General features: G+C 67.0%; 20 protein-coding genes. 16 read left to right on the top strand and 4 right to left on the bottom strand.

Annotation, left to right across the window (positions count from 1 at the left end):
• Window positions 1-638: 638 nt before the first annotated feature.
• The 14 genes from D2T30_RS11550 (at window position 639) to zigA (ending at window position 14,674) form a co-directional block, all read left to right on the top strand.
• Window positions 639-2,858, top strand: coding sequence for a TonB-dependent receptor (locus D2T30_RS11550; RefSeq protein WP_164884289.1), 2,220 nt, complete (start codon window positions 639-641; stop codon window positions 2,856-2,858).
• Window positions 2,859-3,001: 143 nt separating this feature from the next.
• Window positions 3,002-3,685, top strand: a complete 684-nt coding sequence (locus D2T30_RS11555; RefSeq protein ID WP_128208982.1) for a Fe2+-dependent dioxygenase — start codon at window positions 3,002-3,004, stop codon at window positions 3,683-3,685.
• Window positions 3,685-4,773, top strand: coding sequence for an alpha-hydroxy acid oxidase (locus tag D2T30_RS11560; RefSeq protein WP_128208983.1), 1,089 nt, complete (start codon window positions 3,685-3,687; stop codon window positions 4,771-4,773). The genes D2T30_RS11555 and D2T30_RS11560 overlap by 1 nt, the downstream gene beginning before the upstream one ends.
• A 152-nt stretch (window positions 4,774-4,925) precedes the next feature.
• Complete coding sequence (locus D2T30_RS11565) at window positions 4,926-5,186, top strand: proline racemase family protein (protein ID WP_277749559.1); 261 nt, start codon at window positions 4,926-4,928, stop codon at window positions 5,184-5,186.
• 54 nt (window positions 5,187-5,240) lie between these two features.
• Window positions 5,241-6,302, top strand: coding sequence for a GlxA family transcriptional regulator (locus D2T30_RS11570; protein WP_128208985.1), 1,062 nt, complete (start codon window positions 5,241-5,243; stop codon window positions 6,300-6,302).
• A 311-nt stretch (window positions 6,303-6,613) separates the two neighbouring features.
• Window positions 6,614-7,336 carry a metal ABC transporter ATP-binding protein gene (locus D2T30_RS11575; protein WP_128208986.1) on the top strand — a complete coding sequence of 241 codons (723 nt, stop codon included), beginning with the start codon at window positions 6,614-6,616 and terminating at the stop codon, window positions 7,334-7,336.
• On the top strand, window positions 7,333-8,196 hold the full coding sequence (locus tag D2T30_RS11580; RefSeq protein WP_128208987.1) for a metal ABC transporter permease: 864 nt from the start codon (window positions 7,333-7,335) through the stop codon (window positions 8,194-8,196). The genes D2T30_RS11575 and D2T30_RS11580 overlap by 4 nt, the downstream gene beginning before the upstream one ends.
• An 11-nt stretch (window positions 8,197-8,207) precedes the next feature.
• A complete protein-coding gene (locus tag D2T30_RS11585) occupies window positions 8,208-9,221 on the top strand; it encodes a metal ABC transporter substrate-binding protein (RefSeq protein ID WP_128208988.1) in 1,014 nt (337 codons plus the stop codon).
• Window positions 9,222-9,331: 110 nt separating this feature from the next.
• Window positions 9,332-9,790: a Fur family transcriptional regulator gene (locus D2T30_RS11590; protein ID WP_164882493.1), complete on the top strand. Its 459-nt coding sequence runs from the start codon at window positions 9,332-9,334 to the stop codon at window positions 9,788-9,790.
• Window positions 9,787-10,860: a CobW family GTP-binding protein gene (locus D2T30_RS11595; protein WP_206612936.1), complete on the top strand. Its 1,074-nt coding sequence runs from the start codon at window positions 9,787-9,789 to the stop codon at window positions 10,858-10,860. Before D2T30_RS11590 ends, D2T30_RS11595 begins: the two co-directional genes overlap by 4 nt.
• A gap of 367 nt (window positions 10,861-11,227) precedes the next feature.
• A complete protein-coding gene (locus tag D2T30_RS11600) occupies window positions 11,228-12,664 on the top strand; it encodes an alkaline phosphatase (RefSeq protein ID WP_128208990.1) in 1,437 nt (478 codons plus the stop codon).
• Window positions 12,665-12,724: 60 nt separating this feature from the next.
• Entirely contained in the window at window positions 12,725-13,180 is a 456-nt protein-coding gene (locus D2T30_RS11605; protein WP_128208991.1) for a hypothetical protein, read from the top strand.
• A gap of 7 nt (window positions 13,181-13,187) precedes the next feature.
• Window positions 13,188-13,358 carry a hypothetical protein gene (locus tag D2T30_RS23095; protein WP_164882491.1) on the top strand — a complete coding sequence of 57 codons (171 nt, stop codon included), beginning with the start codon at window positions 13,188-13,190 and terminating at the stop codon, window positions 13,356-13,358.
• Window positions 13,359-13,450: 92 nt separating this feature from the next.
• Entirely contained in the window at window positions 13,451-14,674 is a 1,224-nt protein-coding gene (gene zigA / locus D2T30_RS11610; RefSeq protein WP_128208992.1) for a zinc metallochaperone GTPase ZigA, read from the top strand.
• An 80-nt stretch (window positions 14,675-14,754) separates the two neighbouring features.
• Here the strand turns inward: zigA and D2T30_RS11615 are convergent, their stop codons facing one another.
• The 4 genes from D2T30_RS11615 to D2T30_RS11630 all read right to left on the bottom strand — a co-directional run bounded on the left by D2T30_RS11615 (window position 14,755) and on the right by D2T30_RS11630 (window position 20,876).
• Entirely contained in the window at window positions 14,755-17,205 is a 2,451-nt protein-coding gene (locus tag D2T30_RS11615; RefSeq protein ID WP_128208993.1) for a membrane-bound PQQ-dependent dehydrogenase, glucose/quinate/shikimate family, read from the bottom strand.
• Between the two features lie 167 nt (window positions 17,206-17,372).
• Window positions 17,373-18,032 (bottom strand): TetR/AcrR family transcriptional regulator, encoded by a 660-nt coding sequence (locus D2T30_RS11620; protein WP_128208994.1) that lies wholly within the window; start codon window positions 18,030-18,032, stop codon window positions 17,373-17,375.
• A gap of 391 nt (window positions 18,033-18,423) precedes the next feature.
• Window positions 18,424-19,569 (bottom strand): hypothetical protein, encoded by a 1,146-nt coding sequence (locus D2T30_RS11625; protein ID WP_128208995.1) that lies wholly within the window; start codon window positions 19,567-19,569, stop codon window positions 18,424-18,426.
• 233 nt (window positions 19,570-19,802) lie between these two features.
• Complete coding sequence (locus D2T30_RS11630; RefSeq protein ID WP_128208996.1) at window positions 19,803-20,876, bottom strand: aminotransferase class V-fold PLP-dependent enzyme; 1,074 nt, start codon at window positions 20,874-20,876, stop codon at window positions 19,803-19,805.
• Between the two features lie 330 nt (window positions 20,877-21,206).
• On the opposite strand from D2T30_RS11630, the gene D2T30_RS11635 reads away from it, so the two are divergent.
• Together D2T30_RS11635 and D2T30_RS11640 are read left to right on the top strand one after the other, a co-directional pair.
• Complete coding sequence (locus D2T30_RS11635) at window positions 21,207-21,722, top strand: RNA polymerase sigma factor (RefSeq protein ID WP_128208997.1); 516 nt, start codon at window positions 21,207-21,209, stop codon at window positions 21,720-21,722.
• Between the two features lie 90 nt (window positions 21,723-21,812).
• The gene (locus D2T30_RS11640) at window positions 21,813-22,811 is read left to right on the top strand and encodes a FecR family protein (RefSeq protein ID WP_128208998.1); all 999 of its coding nucleotides are present in this window, start codon (window positions 21,813-21,815) and stop codon (window positions 22,809-22,811) included.
• Window positions 22,812-22,912: the final 101 nt, after the last annotated feature.

A 22,912-nucleotide genomic window follows, 5' to 3' on the forward strand; every position in this document is an offset into this window, starting at 1 on the left:
GAAATCGTCCCGCTGCATGAGCTTGGGGACGGTTCGTGTCGCGCTCGGCGCTCGATGCACTCCGGGCATTCATCGGCAACTGGTCGGATCAGAAAGAAATCACCGCGCCATGACCTTGGGGGCGGTTCGTGTCGCGCTTAGCGCTCGACGAACGCCAGACATTCGTTGGCAACCGGTCCGATCAAGGTATGGGAGAGATGCGCAGGGCATTTTCGGCACCATCCGCGCCGACCCGCCTGATGGCGTTGATCGGCGGGCCGTGATGCGTGTGACAAACGCGCTCCTCGCCATGTCGGCGGGATGCGGATGCGGGCCTCATTGTGCCGCAGTCGCCCGATCGGGCGCATCTTGAGGGGTCGGGGGGAAACGCGCCCCGGTTGCCGTGAGGGCCGCGACACGGAGGGGGTCGGGCCTGTGAGCGCGTTGGAAAACCGTCACACAGCCCCGGTTGCCGTCGCGTAAGCCTGACCGAAATACTTGACTTTTATTCTCAACCAAATCACCGCTCGGTGAAGCGATCCAGAGACGGCTGCAGATTCATCCAGATCGCCCCACCAGCAAGCATCACGCCAGCATTTCCTGTTCACCCCTCCCGGGCCCTTGGCGCGGGAGCAGTCTTCATGTTTCGGGAGCATGTCATGGACACCAACCGACAGGCCGCGCGGTCGCAAGAGACCCGCGCGTTGATGCCGACACTCGGGCTTTTGCCCGTGGTCGCACTTTCCGCGGCCGCTGTGGCCGCACCTTCCTTCGCCCAGGAGGCGACGACGCTCGACACCGTTGTGGTCGAAGGTACAGCTGTTACGGGCGACAACAGCTATTCCGTCGCTGAAAGCAGCAATGAAAAAGTTCTGACGCCGCTCGTCGATACGCCGAAGACGATCACCGTCATCACCCAGCGGGAAATGACCGAGCGCGGGCAGACCTCGCTTGAGGATATCGTGCGCACGACCCCCGGCATCACCCTGACCTCGGGCGAGGGCGGAAACCCCGCCGGGTTCAACCCCACGATCCGCGGCAATTCCGCATCCAATGACGTCATGGTCGATGGGTTCCGGTCCAACCTGCGCACGGATTACGAGACCTTCAACCTCGAAAGCGTCGAGATCACCAAGGGGCCGGGCGGCACGGCCGCGGGCGTGGGCTCGACCGGGGGCACCATCAACATGGTGTCGAAGATGCCGCTGCCGGGCCAGTTCGACGATGTGTCGGCGACCTTGGGCACCGGCGCCTACAAGCGCTTCACGCTCGATTCCAACCGTCAGTTCGGCGATGTCGGGGCGCGTCTCAACCTGATGTATCAGGATGCGGATTCGCTTGGCGGGCGCGACGGCCGGACCTCGAAACGCTATGGCATCGCGCCGAGCGTCTCCTACCAGCTGGGCGAGGCGACCAAGCTCACCGCCGGTCTTTATTACTTCAGGAACAAGGACATGATGGATTACGGCGTGCCGTGGTCCAATGCGACGACGCCGGATGCCTACCGCCGCGGCTCGGGCACGGCGGACGATCCGTGGCAGCCGGTCGATGTGCCGACGGACGCCTATTACGGCATCAAGGACCGCGACAAGCACGATGCGGAAAGCAAGTCCGTCTTCCTGCGCGTCGATCACGACTTTTCGCCGAACCTGCGGTGGAGCAGCATGCTCCGTGCCGGGGCCGCCACGAACCACTATGTCGTCACGGTTCCAAGCGCCACCGCCACCGGCGTCAGCCGGTCCAGCCGGCAATCCAACCGCTCCGGCAACGACGTGCAGCTGAACTCCCAACTGACCGGAGAGGCCGCGTTCCTCGGGACCAGACATACCTATGCCCTTGGCGTCGATCTGTCCGATTCCGAAGTGCGTGCGAAAACCATTCAGGTGACGCCCCCGCCCGGCTTCGACAATTCGACGGGCTACACCAACCCGGATAGCGGGACGGACTGGGCGGGCTCGATCTACACGGGCGATCCCACCACCTCGCGCACCAAATACCGAAGCTATGGCATCTATGCCTTCGACGTCTTCGATCTGGCGCCGCAATGGCAGATGAGCTTCGGGCTGCGCTACGACAAATACGACGCGAAAACCACGACCGCGGCGGGCGAGATCACCGAGAACAATTCCAACTTCTGGAACTCGAACATCGGGCTGAACTACAAGCCGGCCGAGAATGGCTCGATCTACGCCTCGATCGGGACCTCGTCCAACCCCGCGGGGGAGGCGAACGGCGTCGGGACCGGCACCAATGCGGATTACAAGGATCTGGAACCCGAACGGGCCTACAGCTACGAAATCGGCACCAAGTGGACGTTCCTCGACGATCAGCTTCTGGTGACGGCGGCGGTGTTCAAGACCGACAAGCGCAATGCCCGGGCGCTGAACGCCTATGGCGAATACGAGAACATCGGCAAGACCCGGACGCAGGGGGTCGAGCTGGGCGTCGCGGGCCAGATCACCGACAAATGGGGCATTTCGGCGGGATATACCTATACCGATGCCAAGACGCTGGAGGCGGGCTACACCTGCACCGGGGGCGAATGCACGCCGAATTCCAACACCGGCGCCCGGGTCATCGGCATTCCGCTGAACACTCTGGCGATCTGGACCACCTACGCGGTGACGGATCAGTGGACCGTGGGCGGCGGCCTGACCTATATGGACGAACGCCCGATGAATGCGGCCCGCACCGCCGTGCTGCCGGAACAGACGCGGGTGGATCTGATGACGTCGTATGAGCTGGCCGAAAACACCCGGCTGCAACTGAACATCAACAACGTGTTCGACGAACAGCTCTATTCCGGGACGCGCGCCAACGGCTTTGCCAATGTCGAGCCGGGCCGCAACGTCTCGGTTTCGATCGCGCATCGCTTCTGATCGCCGCACCGCGACGGGAAAGGGCGGCGCGCGTCGCCCTTTCCCTGCCGGAACGGCGCTCAATTTCCGACAGAAATACTTAACTTTCAGACCGGGCAGGATTAGGCTGAACCGACATGCCCGAACCCATATGAGGGACGACAATGCTTGTGACCATTCCCGATCTGCTGACGCCGGAAGAGGTCGGCTATATCCGTCAGGTGCTGGAATCGACATCCTGGCAGGACGGGCGCACCACGGCGGGCGATCAGGCCGCACTGGTGAAGCGCAACCTTCAGGTGCCGGTCGACAGCCCCGAGGGGCGCGAGCTGGGCAATATCGTGCTGCGCGCGCTTGGCCGCAATCCCGCCTATTCCTCGGCCGCGCTGCCCTTGCATGTCCTGCCGCCGATGTTCAACCGCTATGATGAGGGGATGACCTTCGGCGCCCATGTCGATGGCTCGATCCGGGTGATCCCCGGCACCGCGCAGCGCATCCGCACCGATGTCTCGACCACCATCTTCCTCACCCCGCCCGAGGATTACGACGGCGGCGAACTGGTCGTGCATGACACCTACGGCGAACATGCGGTGAAACTGCCCGCGGGCCATGCGGTGGTCTATCCGGCGACCTCGCTGCATTCGGTGACGCCGGTGACGCGCGGATCGCGGTGGGCCTCGTTCTTCTGGGCGCAGTCGATGGTGCGCGACGACTGGCAGCGGCACATGCTTTACGATCTCGACCGCACGATCATGCGGGTGCGCTCGGTCGTGCCGGATGACGATCCGGCGGCGACGGGGCTGACGGCGCATTACCACAACCTGATCCGCCACTGGGCCGAGATGTGATGCCGCAGATCCCGCCCGACGTGGTGGCGCTGTGCGATTACGAACGCCATGCCGACGCGATCCTGCCCGCGCCGGTCCGGGCCTATGTCGATGGCGCCGGGGCGGACGGGCTGACGCATCGGGCGAACCTCGAGGCATGGGCGCGGATCAGGCTTGAGGGCCGGGTGCTGGCCGACATGCGCGGCGCGACGACGCGGCTGACGCTGTTCGGGCAGGAGATGGCGCATCCCTTCCTGCTGGCCCCTGTCGCGTCGCACGGGCTGGCGCATGCCGAAGGGGAACATGCGACGGCGCTTGGCGCGGCGGCGGCCGAAGCGGTGATGGTCGTCTCGACGCAGGCGGGCCGTCGGATCGAGGATATCGCCGTCCGCGCGCAGGGGCCGTTGTGGTTCCAGCTCTACATGCAGGCAGGGCGCGACGATACGCTCACCCTGATCCGGCGGGCCGAGGCGGCGGGCTATCGCGCGCTGGTCGTCACCGTCGATGCGCCGGTGAGCGGTCTGCGCAACATGGAACAGCGCGCGGGCTTCCGTCTGCCGGCGGAGCTTGGCCCCGTGAACCTGCAAGGGCTGCATGTGCCGGTGATCGACGTGCCGCCGGGGCGCAGCCCGGTCTTTCTGGGCATGCTCGATACCGCGCCCGGATGGGAAGACATCCTCTGGCTGCGGGAGGTGACGCGGCTGCCGGTGCTGCTGAAGGGCATCATGTCGCCCGTGGATGCCACCCGCGCGGTCGAGGCGGGCATCGACGGGATCATCGTCTCGAACCACGGGGGCAGGGCGCTGGATACCCTGCCCGCCACCGCCGAGGTGCTGCCCCGCATCACCCGCGCCGTCGCGGGCCGTGTGCCGGTCCTGTGCGACGGCGGCATCCGGCGCGGCACCGACGCGCTCAAGGCGCTGGCTCTGGGCGCAAGCGCCGTGCTGATCGGACGCCCGCAGATCCATGCGCTGGCGGTCGGGGGCGCGGCCGGGGTGGCGCATATGCTCACCCTCCTGCGCGCCGAACTGGAAGTCGCCATGGCGCTGACCGGGCGCCGGTTCCTGCACGAGATCGATGAAAGCGTGATCTGTCGGGCGCAGGACTAGCCGGGTGCAAAGCTCTCGCCGGGAAACCGCACCTTGCGGCCCATATGGCCGTTCATGCCGTTCTGACCGCGCAGTTCGGACGGCCCCCGGGACCGCTGCGGGCCACCTAGCAGGTTCCGAAACGGCTCGGGGTCATCCCATGGCGCGCCTTCATCAGACGCACGCCGGGCGGCACGGGAACCTCCGCCCGGATGGCGCAGCTTCACGGCAGGGGGCGGCTGGCTGTCGGCGTGTCGTGGCGCAACGAAAGCCCGATCGGCACGATCTTCGAAGGCCGGATCGAAGAGGCGGTCCGCATCGGCCCCTTCGCGGGCATCCGGCCGAGCCTCGGGGCCTGGGCGCGGATCACCGGGCACAACACGATTTTCGTCGACGACCGCGATCCGCTCCGCCACGGATTCCAGATTGCCTGACGGCGGCGGTATGCGCATGGTATCGCGTTGACGATCCGGGCAGGCGGGGGGGCCATGACCACACAACGCAGTGCAGGTTTCGGGGAAAACCCGGCCAAAGGCGGCGAAACCGACAGCCGGTTCGTCGCCCCGGGGGCCGCCCATGTGCCGGTGCCCGAGGGCAAGGGGCCGGTCACGGTGACCTTTGTCCTTGTGCCGCGGTTCACCATGCTTGCCTTCACCTCGGCGCTGGAGCCCTTTCGCGTGGCGAACCAGCTTGCGGGGCGGGTGCTGTTCCGCTGGCATGTCTGTTCGCTGGACGGCCAGCCGGTCAGCAGCTCGAACGGCATCCCGGTCCTGCCCGATGGGAAACTGCCGGCCGAGGCCGAGCCGGGCTGCGTGCTGATCTGCGGCGGCGTCACGCCCGATGTGACCATGCGCCCGGCGCTTGGCAGCTGGATCCGGGCGCAGTGGCGGCGCGGGCGGACGGTCGGCGGGCTCTGCACCGGGGCCTATGCGCTGGCGCGGGGCGGGATCCTCGAAGGCCGCCGCTTCACGCTGCACTGGGAAAACATCCCCGGCTTCCGCGAGACATTTCCGGACCTTGAGCCGGTGCGGCAGGTCTTCTGCCTCGACGACCGGATCATCACCTGCGCCGGCGGTGTGGCGGGGGCGGATCTCGCGCTGAACCTGATCGCGACGCATTTCGGCACGACGCTGTCGCGCGCGGTGATGGAGATGTGCCTGCTGTCCAGTTCGCGGCGCGAGGGAGAGGTGCAGTTCACCTCGCTCGCCTCGCGGCTGGCGACGCGGAACATGACCGTCGTGCGCGCGGCGGAACATATCGAGGCGGAGATCGAGAACGGCTTCGATCTGGAAGGCTGCGCGCGCCACGCAGGCGTGACGCGGCGACAGATCCAGCGGCTGTTCCGGCAGCATCTGGGCATGACGCCGCAGCAATATGCGGCGGATCTGAGGTTGCAGCGCGGGCGGATCCTGCTGGCGGAAACGGACATGTCGATTCTGGATATCGCCATCGCCTGCGGATATTCCTCGCGCTCGGCCTTTTCCAAGGCCTTTCGCGCCAAGTTCGGCGCGGCGCCGCAGGTCCATCTGAATTTCTCAGCCCGCGGCTGAGCAAGGCGTCCGGGGATCTGTCAGGCTGTTGTGCGGGGTCGAACCGCGGTGATCCTATCTGGCCTGTCGGTTCTCCACACTCGGATCGTCTGGCCTGACGGCTCCGGCTGGGGCAGTCACAACTTCCTGATGGCGCGCCGGAATCCACTTGAAGAGCGTTATGAAATAACATAACCAACATGCGACCTATGAAACGGACAGGAAGCGATGTTGCGATCCGGTGATCCCCTGCTGAGCGGCGTTTTCCCGCGTCTCGTGCTGGCCCTGCTGCTCGCGGGGCTGCTGTGGGGCGGGTATCTGGGGATCGCGGGATGATCTCTTTCAAGGATCTGACGCTGGCCTATGACCGGCAACCGGCGGTGCATCATCTGACCGGGCAGATCGCGCGCGGGGCGTTGCTGGCGCTGGTCGGGCCGAACGGGGCGGGCAAGACGACGCTGATGCGCGCCATCGCCGGGGATTTCCCCGCGGCCGAGGGCGAACTGAAGGTCAACACCAAGCGCATCGCCTGGCTGCCGCAGCAGGCCGATGTGGACCGGCAGTTTCCCATCGACGTGCGGGCCTTCGTCGCCATGGGGCTGTGGGCGCGGATCGGCGCGTTCTGCGACCTTGGCCGCAAGGGGCGCGACCGGGTGGACGAAGCCCTTGCGGCGGTGGGGCTGAGCGGTTTCGGCGCGCGACCGATTTCGGCGCTGTCGGGCGGGCAGATGCAGCGCGTGCTTTTCGCGCGGCTGATGCTTCAGGACGCGGAACTGTGCCTGCTCGACGAACCTTTCGCCGCCGTCGATGCGCGCACGACCGAGGACCTGATGGCGCTGCTGCATCAATGGCGGGCCGAGGGGCGGACGGTCATCGCCGTGCTGCACGACATGGACCTCGTGCGGCGGCATTTCCCCGAGGCGCTGCTGATCGCGCGCGAAAAGATCGCGCAGGGACCGACGGCCGAGGTGCTGAGCGAGGCGAACCTCACCCGCGCCCGGCTGGCGCTGGCCTCGGACGACCGTGCCGCATTGAGCCCGAGGGCCGCGGCATGAGCCATCTGCTCCAGCCCTTCCTCGATTACGTTTTCATGCAGCGCGCCCTGCTGGGCACGGTGGCGATCGCGCTCAGCGCCACGCCCGTCGGCTGTTTCCTGACCCTGCGGCGGATGAGCCTGATGGGCGATGCCATGTCCCATGCGATCCTGCCGGGCGTGGCGGTGGGGTTCCTCGTCTCCGGCCTGTCGCTGGGTGCGATGACCGTGGGCGGCATCGTCGCGGGGCTGGCGGTGGCGGTGCTGACCGGGGCGGTGACGCGCGCGACGGGACAGCGCGAGGATGCCTCGCTTGCCGCCTTCTACCTGATCTCGCTCGCGCTCGGGGTGCTGCTGGTGTCGCTGCGCGGCTCGAACGTCGATCTGATGCATATCCTGTTCGGCTCGGTGCTGGCGCTAAATGACGCGGCGCTGCGGCTGCTGTGCGTGATCGCCACGCTGACGCTGGTCACGCTTGCGGTGGTCTGGCGGCCGCTGGTGCTGGAATGCGTCGATCCGACCTTCCTGCGATCGGTCAGCCGGTGGAGCGGGCCGGTGCATCTGATCTTTCTGGGGCTGGTGGTGCTGAATCTGGTCGCCGGATTTCAGGCGCTCGGCACGCTTCTGTCGGTGGGGATGATGATCCTGCCGGCGCTCTGCGCGCGGTTCTGGTGCCGCAACCTCGGGCCGATGGTGGCGCTGGCCATGGGGGTGGCGATCGCCGCCTCGCTGGCGGGGCTTGTCGCGTCGTATGAATGGAGCCTGCCGTCCGGCCCGGCGATCACGCTGTCGCTGGGGGCCATCTACCTCTTCTCGCTCATCTGCGGTCCGAAGGATGGGATTCTTGCCCGTTTCCGGCCGCGCCCGCATTTCCATTCCTGAAAGGACAAGACATGTTGACACGTCGCTCTCTCCTCGCCTCTGCGGCCCTGACGGTGCTGCTTGCCACGGGCGCGCAGGCGCAGGACCCGCTGAAGGTCGTGGCGAGCTTTTCCATTCTCGGCGATCTGGTGCATCAGATCGGCGGCGAGCATGTGGCGCTGACCACGCTGGTTCCCGCGGACGGGGACGCGCATGTGTTCCAGCCGACGCCGAATGACGCGCAATCGGTGGCGGCGGCGCAGCTCGTCTTCGTCAACGGGCTCGACTTCGAGGGCTGGATGGACCGGCTGATCGAGGCGTCGGGCTACAAGGGGCCGGTCGTCGTGGCGTCGCAGGGGGTGGACCCGATCCCCTTCGAGGGCGACGAGGAAGAGGAAGGCCACGGCCATGCGCATGGGGAGCACGCCGAAGAGGGTCACGGCCATGCGCACGGGGAGCATGCCGAAGAGGGTCACGGCCACGCGCATGAAGACCATGCCGATGAAGGCCACGACCATCACGGCGTCGACCCCCATGCCTGGCAAAGCGTGCCCAACGCCGAGATCTATGTGAAGAACATCGCCGCCGCGCTGGAACAGGCCGATCCCGCCAATGCCGCCGCCTACAAGGCCAATGCCGAAGCCTATGAGGCGAAGCTGAAGGCGCTGGACGCCGAGATCCGGTCGGCGGTCGCCGCCTTCCCGGAGGATCACCGCACCGTCGTCACCTCGCACGACGCCTTCGGCTATTTCGCCAAGACCTATGGGCTGAACTTCGTCGCGCCCGAGGGGATCTCGACGGAATCCGAGGCCTCGGCACAGGATGTGGCGAAGCTGATCGACCAGATCCGGGCCGAGCACATTCCGGCGGTCTTCATGGAGAACGTCACCGATCCGCGCCTGCTGGAACAGATCGCGAGCGAGACCGGCGCAAAGATCGGCGGCACCGTCTATTCCGATGCGCTCTCGGGACCCGAAGGCCCGGCGGCGACCTATATCGACATGATGAAGAACAACATCGCCATGTTCTCGGCGGCGCTGAAGTGATCGCCGCCCCGGCCGGAACGGTTCCGGCCGGGGCCATCAACAAGACCGGTTCGCCCCCTCATTCCGGGTCAGACGCCATGCCATCCGATGCGCAACCGACGGGCAGATATGTGACGCTTGAACGCGCGGGCGCGCTGTGCGCCGCGCGCGGGGCAAAGTTCACGCCGTTGCGCCGCATGGTCTTTGGCCTGTTCCTCGAAAGCGGCGGGCCTTTGGGGGCCTATGACCTGATCCGGGCGCTGGAACTGCGGCTGCAACGGTCCATAGCGCCGCCCACGGTCTACCGGACGCTGGATTTCCTGCTGGATCAGGGGCTGCTCCTGCGGATCGAAAGCCGCAATGCCTTCGTTCCCGCCGCCCATCCCGAGGAAGACCGCGCGGGGGCCTTTCTGCTGTGCGACCACTGCGGCCTGTCCGTCGAGATGGATCTGGGCGAGGTGGAAGAGCAGCTTTCCGAACGGGCAAGAAAGCTCGGCTTCCGGATCGGGCGGCGGGTGGTGGAATTGCAGGGCACCTGCCCGGATTGCCAGACCCCGGATTGTCCGGCGGGCGAGCGGGGACGGGTATGACCGCGATTCCCGTGACCCTGCTGACCGGCTTTCTGGGCGCGGGAAAGACCACCTTGCTGAACCGGATCCTCGAAAGTCCCGATTTCCACGATACGGCGCTGATCATCAACGAATTCGGTCTGGTGCCCGTCGATCACGATCTGGTCCGGCAGGGACGCGAACGGCCCGTGGTCACCACCACCGGCTGCATCTGTTGCACGGCGGGCAGCGATCTGCGGTCCTCGCTCGGTGACCTGCTGTCGGGGCGCAGGGACGGCAGCCTGCCGCCCTTTTCGCGGGTGATCGTGGAAACCACCGGGCTGGCCGATCCGGCACCGATCCTCAACAGCCTGATCCCCGGCGGGATGAGGGCGCTGTCGCTGCGCGATCACGCCGTGGCGCGGGCCTTCCGGCTGTCCTCGGTGATCGCGGTGGTCGATGTCGAGGGGATCGGCGCCGTGCTGGACGCCCATCCCGAGAGCCTGCGCCAGATCGCCTTTGCCGATCACGCGGTGCTGACCCGCACCGATGTGGCACCCGCGGGCGACTGGCCGGACCGGCTGCGGGCCATCAACCCGGCGCTGCGCCTCCATGATGCGGCGGCGGCGGATTTCGATCCCGCGTGCCTGATGACACCCGGCAGCTATTCGGCCTTCGGCAAGGGGGAGGGGGCGGAGGCCTGGCTGACCGCCGGACCGGCGCATGACCACGGGACAGGCGGGCACTTCCACGACCTCAACCGGCACGGCGATGTGCGCGCCATCCCGCTGACCCGCGACGAGCCGGTGGATCTTGGCGCGCTTCGCCGGTTTCTTGCGGAACTGACCGCCGCGCCGGGCAACGGGCTGCTGCGCATCAAGGGGCTCGTCGCCGTCCGGGACGATCCCGCCTCTCCGGCGCTCGTTCATGCGGTGCAGCATCGGCTTTATCCGGTTGCGCGGCTGGAAGGCTGGCCGGGCGGTCAGGCCGGCACGAGGCTCGTGGTGATCGGAACGCATCTCGACGCGGCGGCGATCCGGCGGGATTTCGACGCGCTTTCCGACAGAAGGCAACCTTTCCGCCTTGCGGCATGGCTGCGCGGCGGCTCCTGATCCGCGCGCGGCGCTCCGCCCGGAACAGGCGAGGCCCGGACGCTCGGATCTCTTCTCTCGTCATAAATATCCCGGGGAATGAGGCGGATAAGCCAACCTTCCAGTGGAAGGTTGGCCCGCCGAATGCGGATCAGGCAGCCTTCCGGTGGAAGGATGCCCCGCCGAATGCGCAGGACACGCGCGAGGGGGCTGGTTCTCTCTCCATGCGCGTCATTATTTGTATTAAAAACAATAAATTAGACAGATTCCGCATCTCCCGGCACCACAATCTCCCCCCTTCCGCGACAATGTCACGATTATGTTATGTAATCTTGTTACCCACATCGTCGACGGAAAGGCCGATCCATCCATGCTCAAGGAGAAGACGATGAAGATTGTGAAATATGCCGTGCTCGCGCTTGGACTCTCGACCGCTCTGGTCGCGCCGGCAATGGCGCAGGAGGCGGTGGCGAAGAACGTGATCCTGCTGATCACCGACGGGGCCGGGATCGAGACCTGGCGTGCGGCGAGCTACTATCGTCACGGCGCGCTTGGCCACGAAGCCTATGACGATTTCGACGTGAAGGTCTTCGCCTCGACCTATCCGCTGAACACCTCGAACGTGCCGACCAACACCAACGAGGGCGCGGTGACCTTCGATCCGGCCGAGCTTTGGAACGATACCCCGGTCGACACCGTCTACGAAGGCACCATCGGCGATTATCCGGGCTTCTTCGCCGGGTATGACTACACCCGCGCCGATTATACCGACAGCGCGGCGGCGGCGACGGCGCTGGCCTCGGGCCACAAGACCTACAACAACGCGATCAACTGGTCGAACAACGGCGAGAAGCTGAAGCATATCGGCGAATATGCGGTGGAATCCGGTCGCTCGCTCGGTGTGATCTCGTCGGTCGAATGGACCCATGCGACGCCGGCGGGCTTCCTTGGCCATAACGTCAGCCGCAACGATTACGAAGGGCTGGGGACCGAGATCGTCTCGGCCGGGCTGGCGACGGTCGTCATGGGCACGGGGCATCCCTATTTCGACGGCGCCGGCAAACCGGTCGCCAATCCCGACGACAAGGCCTTCCGCTATGTCGGCGGGCGCGAGACCTGGGACAAGCTGACCTCGGGCCAGACGGCCTATGCGCATATCGAATCGAAAGAGGATTTCGAGGCGCTGGCGGCGGGCGATCTGGCCCTTGGCGACAAGGACAAGGTGATCGGCACCGCGCGGAACGTCCAGACGCTGCAATTCAACCGTCCGGGCGTGGCGGCGGGCAATCTGCTCGACAATACGCCGAGCCTGCCGGTGATGGCAAAGGGCGCGCTCAATGTGCTCGCGCAGGACGAGGACGGCTTCTTCCTGATGATCGAGGGCGGCGCGATCGACTGGGCGGCGCATGCCAACAACCTGCCGCGCCTGATCGAGGAACAGATCGACTTCAACGAGACGGTCGAGGCCGTCGTCGCCTGGGTCGAGGAAAACAGCTCCTGGGACGAGACGCTGGTGATCGTCACCACTGACCACGGCAACGGCCTGCTGCAGGGGCCGGGTTCGGACAAGGAGGCCTATCAGCCGGTCCTCAATCAGGGGGCCGGGGCGCTGCCGCTGGTGCGCTGGAACACCGACACCCATACCCGCGAACTGGTGCCGGTCTATGCCCACGGCGCTGGGGCCGACTATTTCCTGAGCGTCGCAAAAAAGGATCCGGGCCTTGCCACCTATGGCGTGGATGAGGACAGCCAGCTTTACGTCGACAATACCGATGTGTTCCGCGCCGCGATGAACGCCTTCGGTCTGACGCTGGCGTCCAACTGAGCCTTGCCAATGGGCCTCCGGCGATGCCGGGGGCCCTTTCATTTTCCGAAAGCCTTGCCCATGCGTAACCTGTTGCTCGTTCCTCTCGTCTGCCTCGGCCTGCTCGCCGTTTCCCCGGCCGTTGCCCTCGATCCCGGCGAAATGCCGGCGACGGCCAGCGCCAAGGCCCATGCCGACCTGCGCCGCGCCGTGCGCGCGGACGGCAAGCTGACCGTCGAGGTGCGCTTCCTCACCGATTTCGCCGGCTATTCCGGCGAGAAGATCTATACGGACCTTGACGAGACGGCGGTGCATGTCGATGCGGGCGGGCAGCGCTATCCGCTGTTGCGCGATGCTGCGGGAAAGCCGATGGCGCCGCAGGCGCTGGAGCTGAAGTTCAACTATGATCCGGCCAAGAACCCGCGTGTCGGATCGTGGAAGGCGGTGTTCGTCGCACCCCCCGCCGGTGTGAACGAGGCCGTGCTGATCCTGCCGAACGTGGCGCCGATCGGGCCATTCCCGATCACCGACCGTTGAGGGCGCCATGAGTGACAAACGCAAAAGCCCCGTCACGTTCCTCGCGCAAGGCGACAGCGGCGTGACCTATACCGTCACGGAAGCGGATCTGACGCTCAGGGACGGGCGCAAGCTGCGGGCGAACGGCGACGGAACCTGGACGATCCTCGAAACCGGCGAGATCCTGACCCGGCGCTGAACGGCTGGCCTCAAGGCCGGATTCGGCATTGCGGCGCCGCGCGATTCCGCTTAGTTATGTAATGTAATAACATTGCACTTTGCGAGGATGCCATGCCAGCCAGCCAGCCTTCAGCCGACAAACGCCTGCCCGTCACCGTCCTGTCCGGGTTCCTCGGGGCGGGGAAGACCACGCTTCTGAACCATATCCTGAACAACCGCGACGGCCGCCGGGTCGCGGTCATCGTCAACGACATGTCCGAGGTGAACATCGACGCGGACCTCGTGCGCGACGGGGCCGAACTGTCCCGGTCCGAGGAAAAGCTGGTCGAGATGACCAACGGCTGCATCTGCTGCACGCTGCGCGACGATCTGCTGGTCGAGGTGCGCAGGCTCGCGGCCGAAGGGCGCTTTGACTATCTGCTGATCGAATCCACCGGCATCGCCGAGCCGCTGCCCGTCGCCGCGACCTTCGATTTCCGCGATGCGGAGGGCAGGAGCCTGTCGGATGTGGCGCGGCTCGACACGATGGTGACGGTGGTCGATGCGGTGAACCTGACGCGGGATTTCGCCAGCCACGATTTCATCGCCGACCGCGGCGAAAGCCTTGGCGAGCAGGACGAACGCACCCTGGTCGACCTGCTGACCGATCAGATGGAATTCGCCGATGTCATCGTGCTGAACAAGGTGACCGAGGCCGGCCCCGTGCAGCTGGATCACGCGCGCAAGATCGTGCGGGCGCTGAACCCCGATGCGAAGCTGATCGAGACGGATTTTTCGCGTGTGGCGCCCGATGCGATCTTCGACACCGGCCTCTTTGATTTCGACAAGGCCCACATGCATCCGATGTGGGCCAAGGAGCTTTACGGGTTCGAGGAGCACGTGCCCGAAACCGAGGAATACGGCATTTCCTCCTTCGTCTACCGCGCGCGGCGGCCGTTCCATCCGAAGCGGATCCATGACGTGCTGAACGGCGATCTGCCCGGCGTGATCCGCGCCAAGGGGCATTTCTGGATCGCCAGCCGGCCGAACTGGGCCGCGGAGTTCAGCCTCGCCGGGGCGATTTCCAGCGTCACGCCGCTTGGCGGCTGGTGGGCCTCGGTCCCGCGCGACCGCTGGCCCACGCATCCCGACAGTCTGGCCGAGGTGGCGAAGGTCTGGGAGGATCCCTGGGGCGACCGGCGGCAGGAACTGGTGTTCATCGGCTCGGGCATGGACAGGGCGGCGCTGACCGCGCGGCTCGATGCGGCGCTGGTCGAGGCCGGGGACTTCACGCCCACGGACTGGGCGAACCTGCCCGATCCCTTCCCGCAATGGGGTCACCGCCGGGTGGCGTGACCGGAAGGGGAACCGGCTCAGGAATGACCTGTGCCCGGAGTATGCGAAGGGGCGCGGAAATCCGCGCCCCCAAGCGTTTTTCAGTCCTTCTTCGGCAGGGCGAAGGCCACCAGATAGTCGCCCGGCTGCGTCTGCATCAGGTTGTGACCGCCCGCCGCGATGACGACATACTGGCGCGCGTCCGGCCCCATGTAGGTCATCGGCGTGGCATTGCCGCCCGCCGGCAGGCGCCCCTTCCACAGCACGTCGCCCGTCGCCAGATCCATCGCGCGCAGCGACTGTTCGCCCGAGGCGGCGACGAACACCAGACCGGATTTGGTCGTGATCGACCCGCCAAGACCCGGCACGCCCAGCTTGATCGGCAGATGCGACTTGATCAGCGTCTTGCCGAGGGTCAGGCCGCTGTCCTCGGCCGTGCCGGAACGGCGGCTCCACAGGACCTTCTTCGTCGTCAGATCGACCGCCGTCACCATCCCGTAGGGCGGGGCGAGGCAGGGCGCACCCAAGGGCGACATGAAGGGCGAAAGCCCCGCCGCATAGGGCACGCCCATCTGCGGCACGTTGCCCCCGACCGAGGTGCCCGGCGAGCCATCGGCCGCCTTCAGGCCCATCGCGTCGGCTTCGGGGCGCGGCAGCAGGCGCAGATACATCGGCACCCGGTTCCAGTTCGCGACAAGGATCTTGCGTTCCGGGTCGAAGGATCCCGAGCCCCAGTTGCTGCCGCCGAGCGAGCCCGGCATGAACACGATGCTGTCGGTTCCGGGCGGGGTCAGCGTGCCGTCCCAGCGGGCTTCCTTGAACTTGATCCGGCACCACATCAGATCGAAGGGCGTCGCGCCCCACATGTCGGTTTCGTCGATGCCGGTGGGCTTCGCGGGATCGAGCCCGGAAAATTCCGGCATCTCGACCGAATAGGGCTGCGTCTTGGACACCAGTTCCGGCGTCACGCCACCCTGCGGCGCGGGCAGTTCCCGAACGTCGTAGATCGGTTCGCCGGTGCGACGGTCGAGAACGAAGTTCTGCCCGCGTTTGGTCAGTTGCACGAGCGCGGGGACCGTCTCGCCATTGACGTTCAGGTCCACGAGGCTCGGCTGCGAGCCGACATCCATGTCCCACACGTCCATGTGGACCGTCTGGAACAGCCAGCGCCGTTCGCCCGTCCTCGCGTCGAGCGCAAGGACAGAACCCGCGAAGGCGTTGTCGAAGTCGCGGCGATGACCGGCGTAATAGTCGGGCGTCGCGTTGCCGGTGCCCAGATAGACCATGCCGAGCGTATCGTCGGCCGAAATCGGGCCCCAGCTGTTCGGCGTGCCGCGGGTGAATTCCTCGCCCGGGCCGGGCATGGCGTGGTCATGTTCGCGGCCCATGTCGAAGGCCCATGCGAACTGGCCCGTCACCGCGTCGAAGGCCCGGATCACGCCCGAAGGCTCGTCCACCGACTGCCCGTCCGAGATCCAGCCGCCGATCACGATATTGCCCGAGGCGATGGCCGGGGCGGAGGAGACATAGGAATATCCCGGGATGACCGTGCCCAGACCCTGTTTCAGGTCGATCTGACCGTTGTCGCCGAAGCCGGTGCAGGGTTCGCCCGTCTCGGCGTCGACCGCCAGCAGCCGCGCATCGACCGTCGGCCCGATGATGCGGCGCGCGCACAGCGCATGGCCCGCACCGTTCAGGACGGACATGTCCTGCTGCGCGGCCGCGACCTCGTGATAGGCGACCCCGCGACAGGCGGCGGAGCCGGTCACACCGCGCAGGTTGACATTCGCGTTGAAGCGCCAGTTCTCCTTGCCCGTCTCGGCATTCAGCGAAACGATGTCGTTGCGCGGCGTGCAGAAATAGACCGAGCCGCCCACCTGCAGCGGCGTCACCTCAAAGCGGCGGTTCGGCCCCTCGGGCGGCGGATAATCCCCGGTGCGGTAGGTCCAGGCCACCTGCAGATCCTTGACGTTGTCGGGCGTGATCTGCGTCAGCGGTGAAAACCGGGTGCCGGCGGCGTCATTGCCGTAATTCGTCCATTCGCCCGGTTCCGCGGCCGGGGTATATTGCGCGACGGCGGCGGGCAGCCCCTTGGTGTTGCGCACCTCGTGAAGGTCGCCGGTGGCAAAGCCCCAGACGAACAGCCCGGCGATCGACAGCGCCAGAGCCGCCGGAATGCCCTTGCAGGCGATGGCGGGGCGCGGGCCGGAAACGATGCTGTCGCGATACCACGGCGTCAGGAAAAACAGGCCGAACAGGAATGGCCCCGTCAGGCGCGGCAGCAGCGTCCAGAAATCGACGCCGACCTCATGCACCGCCCAGACCCAGGTCCAGGCCAGCATCAGCGCATACAGCCATCCGCCCCAGGCGCTGCCGCGCCAGACCAGCAGGGCCGAGACGATCACCGCGATGCCGGTGATCAGGAAATACCAGGTGCCTCCGAGGGCGGCCAGCTCGCCGCCTCCCCAGGCATATGCGGCGCCAATCAGCGCGATGACGATGGCGAAGACCTTCGCCACCACCGCCCGCGGGCGCGTAACCGTTTCTGTCATGTCGTTTCCCCTTGATCGGGTTTCCCCACGCTGCGGCGTGAACCGGCAGTGCGGACTCCTGAAACCCGGAGGCATTAAGTGACTCTGTGGTCACTTTTATACAAGCGAAAAATGCGACAAATTGGCGCGCGACGACATGCGTCACGCAACGTCCTTTGGCGGGGGATTCAACGGCTGGGGGGAAAGATCAGGTCGATCTGTTCGGCCAGCAGCTCGGCACCCGAAACCGGCGCGTCGGGCACGAGGATGCCGGTCTCGATCATCGCCAGCCAGAGCGGCGCGAAGATCAGTTGCGGGTGGCGCAGCAGGCGGTCGTCCGTCAGCTCTCCGCGTTCCATGGCGATGCGGGCCGCGGCGCGGACGAAATCGATCGTACGATCATAGGCTTCGCGGCGATAGGCCTGAACGATGAACGGAAAATTCCGCCCCTCGGCCAGCACGAGGCGGGCGACGTCGGCCCGGCGCGAGGTCTCGATCGTCGTCATCACCGGGATCAGGCTCCGGCGCAGGAAATCGCCGACGCTCTCATCCGCGCGCGGCTCGGGCGGGCCGATGCCGCTGATCAGCGGGGCCATGAATTCCGCCACGACGCCCTCGAACAGGGCCGACTTGGTCGGGAAATAGCGATAGGCGGTGCCCTTCGCGATGCCCGCGCGCTCGGTGATTCGCGACATCTGCGCCCCGGCAAAGCCATTCTCGACGAATTCATCCAGCGCGGCATGCAGCAGGCAGGACCGCGTCTGCGCAGTCTTTTCCGGGCTCGGCCCGCGGGTGCGGGGCTTGCGGGGCGGCGCTTCGCGGGGATTGTCGCCGGTTTCATCCGTCATCGCGTGCCTCCGTCAGGGCCAGGGCATGGGCGCGCCGTATCCGAAGGCACAGGCTGCGCGCGGGTCCGGCCATCAGACCGACATGTCGGGGGGCAGTCCGACATAGGCCGGCGCCTCTGTCGTGATCCTGTCGTCCATCCGGACATGCGGCATCGAGCTTTGCGTAGGCATGGCTATTCCCCAGTCGCAGGCAATGTATCCCATTTGGGATCGGCGACAATATCGCGCATGGCCTCACGCGCAGACGGGAATCGCCCCGGGAGAGAGACCTGCCGGACCTGCCCGAAAGGGCCGTGCGGGGCAGGCACGCCGCATCCGGTTTCCGCCGCATGGTCTGACGCGCGCGTCATGATCGTGGCGGCAATGCCCACGCGGAAGGCCGTGGCGTTTCTCATGGGGCGACGCATCCTTGCCTGCTGCGATCATAGGCGGGGGTGTCGGGTTCTTGCAGCAGGGCCTCCAGTTCGGCCCTCCGTTCGGCGGGAAGGCGCGCCGGATCGGCACCGGCCGCGATCAATACGCGGGCGGCAGGGGCCCTTCGGGTGCGGACGGCCTCGGCCAGAAAGGTCGGCTCGCCCCGGAACGGGGCATCGACATCCGCGCCCTGCGCCACCAGAAGCCGGGCGAAGGGCAGGGCCCTTGGCGCGGTCACCGTCTCCATGAAGCGATAGAGGGCCTCCATCGCCTGTTCCAGTTCGGCCGTGCCAACGGGGACCGGACGTTCGGCGAACAGCCATTCCCCGACCCCGATCGCGGCGCCGGAGGCGGCGGCCGCAACAAGGCCGTCCCGCGGATCGCCATCCCCTGTCGGCAAAGGCACACCCGCGGTGCGGAACGCCCGGATCATCTCCATGCGGTCAAGTCTGGCGGCGGTCAGCAGGGCCTCTTCCCTGCTTCTGTCGTCGCTGACGGGCAGCAGCAGGTCCACCATCGCGCGGTCGCCGCGCGCCACGGCGGCGCTCAGACCCAGACGGGCGGGCAGATAGGATCCTTCGCAGGTATACAGATCCACGCGCGAGCCATACCAGTCGTCGCTGTCCATCCGCGTCCCGGCCTCGACCAGATGGCGCGCGACGCGGATCGCCCCCGCATCCACCGCCGCCAGCAGGTCGGAGGACAGGCCCGCCCGACTCTGGCAGCGCACCCCGCACCGGGCGCGGGCGGCGTCGTAGGCCGCCGGATCGTCCGCCCCGATCGCCGCATGGATTTCGGCACGCTGATCGCCGGCGCGCCGGTCCAGAAACGACTCCCCGATCTGATACCCGAGCCAGCCGGCGAACAGCAGGGCGGGCAGGCTCTGCGCGACAATCGCCCAGCCGAACCAGCGGGACCGCATGCCAAGCGCCCAGACGATCCCGTTGCACAGCCAGGACAGGAACGTCCCCGCCCCGATGGCAAGGCCGCCAAGCGCCAGACCCAGACCGGGAAAGAACCCGCCCTGCGACGACGAGGCCATCAGCAGAAGGCCGAAAACGACGCCGCCACCGAAGGCGATCGCCGATATTGTCAAAAGAAGGATGCGCGCGACCTCTTTCATGCCACCGGCCATATTGGCCCGGTCACGTCGGCGTCAAGACCGCGTGCCCCAAGGGGCGCTCCTCGGTCGGGATGACAAACCCTCCACACGGCCTCTCTTGCCATTCATCTTTCCATAAATATCCCGGGGGTGAGCCCGGAACGGGCGAGGGGGCTGGCCCCCTGCTGTCCTATCCACCCGCGACACCGGCTGAGTATATTCCCAATGCGGCCGCGTATGGTCCCTAATCCGCCTCAGCCGCCCGATCCCGCAAGCGCTCCGGCCACGACACGCATCTCTTCACCCCTATTGTATAGATGCGGCGTCATCCGCAAAAACGCCCGGTCGCCGGCCTGTGCGAGGCGGGACAACGGCTCCTCGGTCGCCGGAAGCGACCATTTGGCGAGGATGTCCCGTTCGCGCAGGGCGTTGTCGATCCGGTCCCGCGCCGCCACGGCGACGCTCAGCACGACGGTCCCCGGCGCGTGCGCATCCGCCGCCGCGAGGACCTGCGCTCCGGCGATGTCGCAATCCTCCAGCGCCCCGCGCAGGTCCCGTTCCAGCTCGGCGATCCGCCCGGCGATCGTCACCACCCCGGCGTCCAGACAGGCATTCAGGGCGACGCCAAGGGCGCATCGGCCGGCGACATTGAAATCCCGCGCCTCCAGCGCCATTGCATCGGTCCCGAGCGTCCGCTCCGCCCGGGGCGAAAGCGCGGCGACGGCGGTACCCCTTGGCCCGCGCAGCCATTTCCGCGCCGTCCCCAGAAGGACGTCGCAGCCCGTCTCCATCGAAACCGGCGCACGGCCAAGCGCCTGCGCGGCGTCGACGATGACAAGGGCGGTCTCGGGCCGGGGCAGGGCGCCGATCGCCGCGACCGGATAGAGCAATCCCTCGATGCTGGTCACGGCGGGCAGCAGGATCGCGGCGGTCCTGTCGTCGATCCGGCCGTGCCAGGCGGCGGGGTCGAAGGCCTCGCCCTCGGGCACGACATCGACGCCAAGATCGAGGATCGAGGCAAGGTGCCGCAGGTGCCGGATATTGGCGCCCCATTCATGCGGCGAAAGCAGAATGCGCCTGCCGGTCAGGGGCAGCCGCCCGATGACCGCCTGCCACAACTGCGTCGTCGTCGTGCCGAAGATGGTCCGCGCCCCGGGCGCATCCAGAAGGCGCGCGGCCGCGGTGCGCGCCCGGGCAAGGTCCGCTTGCGCCGCATCTTCGGACAGGACCGTCCCGTGGTCCAGCTCGGCCTCGATCCGCGTCTTCGCGGCCTCGAGTGTCGCGCGGTCCGGCAATCCGTGGCTGGCGGCGTTCAGATAGATCGGCATGGGGGCTCCTGCGGTCTGCACGGCGCCACTCTGGCAGATCGGCCCTGCCGTGACGAGGGGGGCGGGAACCCGCCGTCCCGGCAGACCGGCCTTTTCATGCCGGTGATCCTCTCCGCGGGCTGTTGCGCCTTTCCAAGGGCTGCTATGGGAAGCCGGTTCGCAGTGCAGCGCCTGCCGGCCCCACGGGCGGAAGCCCCGATCCCCATTCGCGGGGCGGCGACGCTGTCAGCAAGATCCGGGCCGGTCCGGCCCACCCCGTAGCCAACTGCAACCGATGGTGAACCGCCTGACCACTCCGGCCGGGCATCTGTGCGGGTATGGATCGTCACGATGAGTCATGTGCTGACCGACATTTTCATGAACACGCGCCCCTCGCTTGTCTGGACCGTCATGCGCATCGTCCATGATCCGCAGGTCGCCGAGGATCTGACCCAGGAAACCTGGATCCGCGCCAGCAACGCCATGCAGCAGGAGCCGGTCGAACATGTCGAGGCGTTCCTGCACCAGATCGCGCGCAACCTCGCGCTGGATCATCTGCGCCGCAAGGGCACCCGGAGCCGCGTCGAGGCCGAGGGGCTGGCCCCGGCCGCCGTCGAACAGGTGCCCGGCGATGTCGTGTCGATCGAGGAGGGGATCATCGAAAGACAGCGGCTCGGCCATTTCGTCCAGGCACTTTCCGGTCTGCCGGAGCGGGTGCAGGCGGTGATGATCCTCGCCCGCGTGCACAACTGGCCGAACCGGCGGATCGCCGGGCATCTGGGGATTTCCGAACGCACGGTGTTCAACGACCTCCGTATGGCGCTGGGGCATTGCCGCGACGCCCTGATCCGATACGAAAAGACGTGACCCGGCCCCGAAAGCGCGGATCCCCGGCGGAAGGGATCTTGCCGGTTTCCGTTCCGCCGAACGTCAAGGTAAAGAAGCCCGAGCCAAGGAATGGACCATAACGTGCCGCCAAGCCATGATCGAACAGTGGATGCCGCAGCGGGTTACACCCATGACGACCCGGCCGTCGATGCCGCGCTGGACTGGTTCGGCCGGCTGCGCGACGGCGGGGCCGATCCCGCGGTGCTGGACCAGTTCGGCCAGTGGCTCGCGCAGGATCCCCGGCACGCGGCCGAATTTCGCGCCCTGGAAGAGATGTGGGGATCGAGCGCCTTTCTGAAGGCGGTCGAAAGCCTGCCGCCCGAGACCGTCAGGGCGCCTGTCCCGCGCAGGCAGGACTGGCTGATGCGGGCCGTCGCCGTGGCGGCCGTCGCGGCGCTGGCCGCGGGGATCTGGCACTATCCGCGGATGATGGCGGACTGGCGGGCCGATTACCTGACCGCCACCGGCGATCGCGCCACCGTCTGGCTGCCCGACGGGTCCACCATGGTGCTGAACACCGATTCCGCCGTCGCCCTCGATTTCGACAACGGCCGGCGGGAGGTTTCCCTTCTGCGGGGCGAGGCGTGGTTCGACGTCCGCCACGATCCCGATCATCCGTTCCGCGTCACCGGGGGCTTTGGCCGGGCGGAGGTGAAGGGCACCGCCTTTTCGCTGCGCCGTGAGGATGGCCGGGACGAGGTCGTGCTGGAACGAGGCCGCGTCGATGTCAGCTGCCTGTGCGACGGGGCCGGTCCGGTCGCGCTGCACCCCGGCGAGGCCGTGACCGTCCCCCCGGCCGGGCCGCAGGCGCCGGTGCCGGCCTCGCCGGAGCGGCTCGCCTGGCGCGAGGGACGGGTGATGTTCAGGGATAGCCGGCTGGGCGAGGTGGTTTCCGAACTGTCGCGCTATTACGACGGCACGATCATCGTCGCCGGTGACCGGATCAGCCGCATCGTGGTGACGGGAAACTACCGCCTCGACCGGATCGAGGGGGCGATCCGCACGCTCGCCGATGCCGCCGGGGTAAGGATGACGCGCCTTCCGGGTGGCGTGATAATTCTGAGGTAAGAACTCAACTATTTTTTCCGACTCCGTCCCCCTGCCGCGTCTAGGTAGCAGAGGGTGACGCAGGCGCGCCGCGCGGGCTGCCCTCAGGCACAAGAGAGGAC

Source organism: Paenirhodobacter populi, assembly GCF_004022215.1.
GTDB lineage: Bacteria > Pseudomonadota > Alphaproteobacteria > Rhodobacterales > Rhodobacteraceae > Rhodobacter > Rhodobacter populi.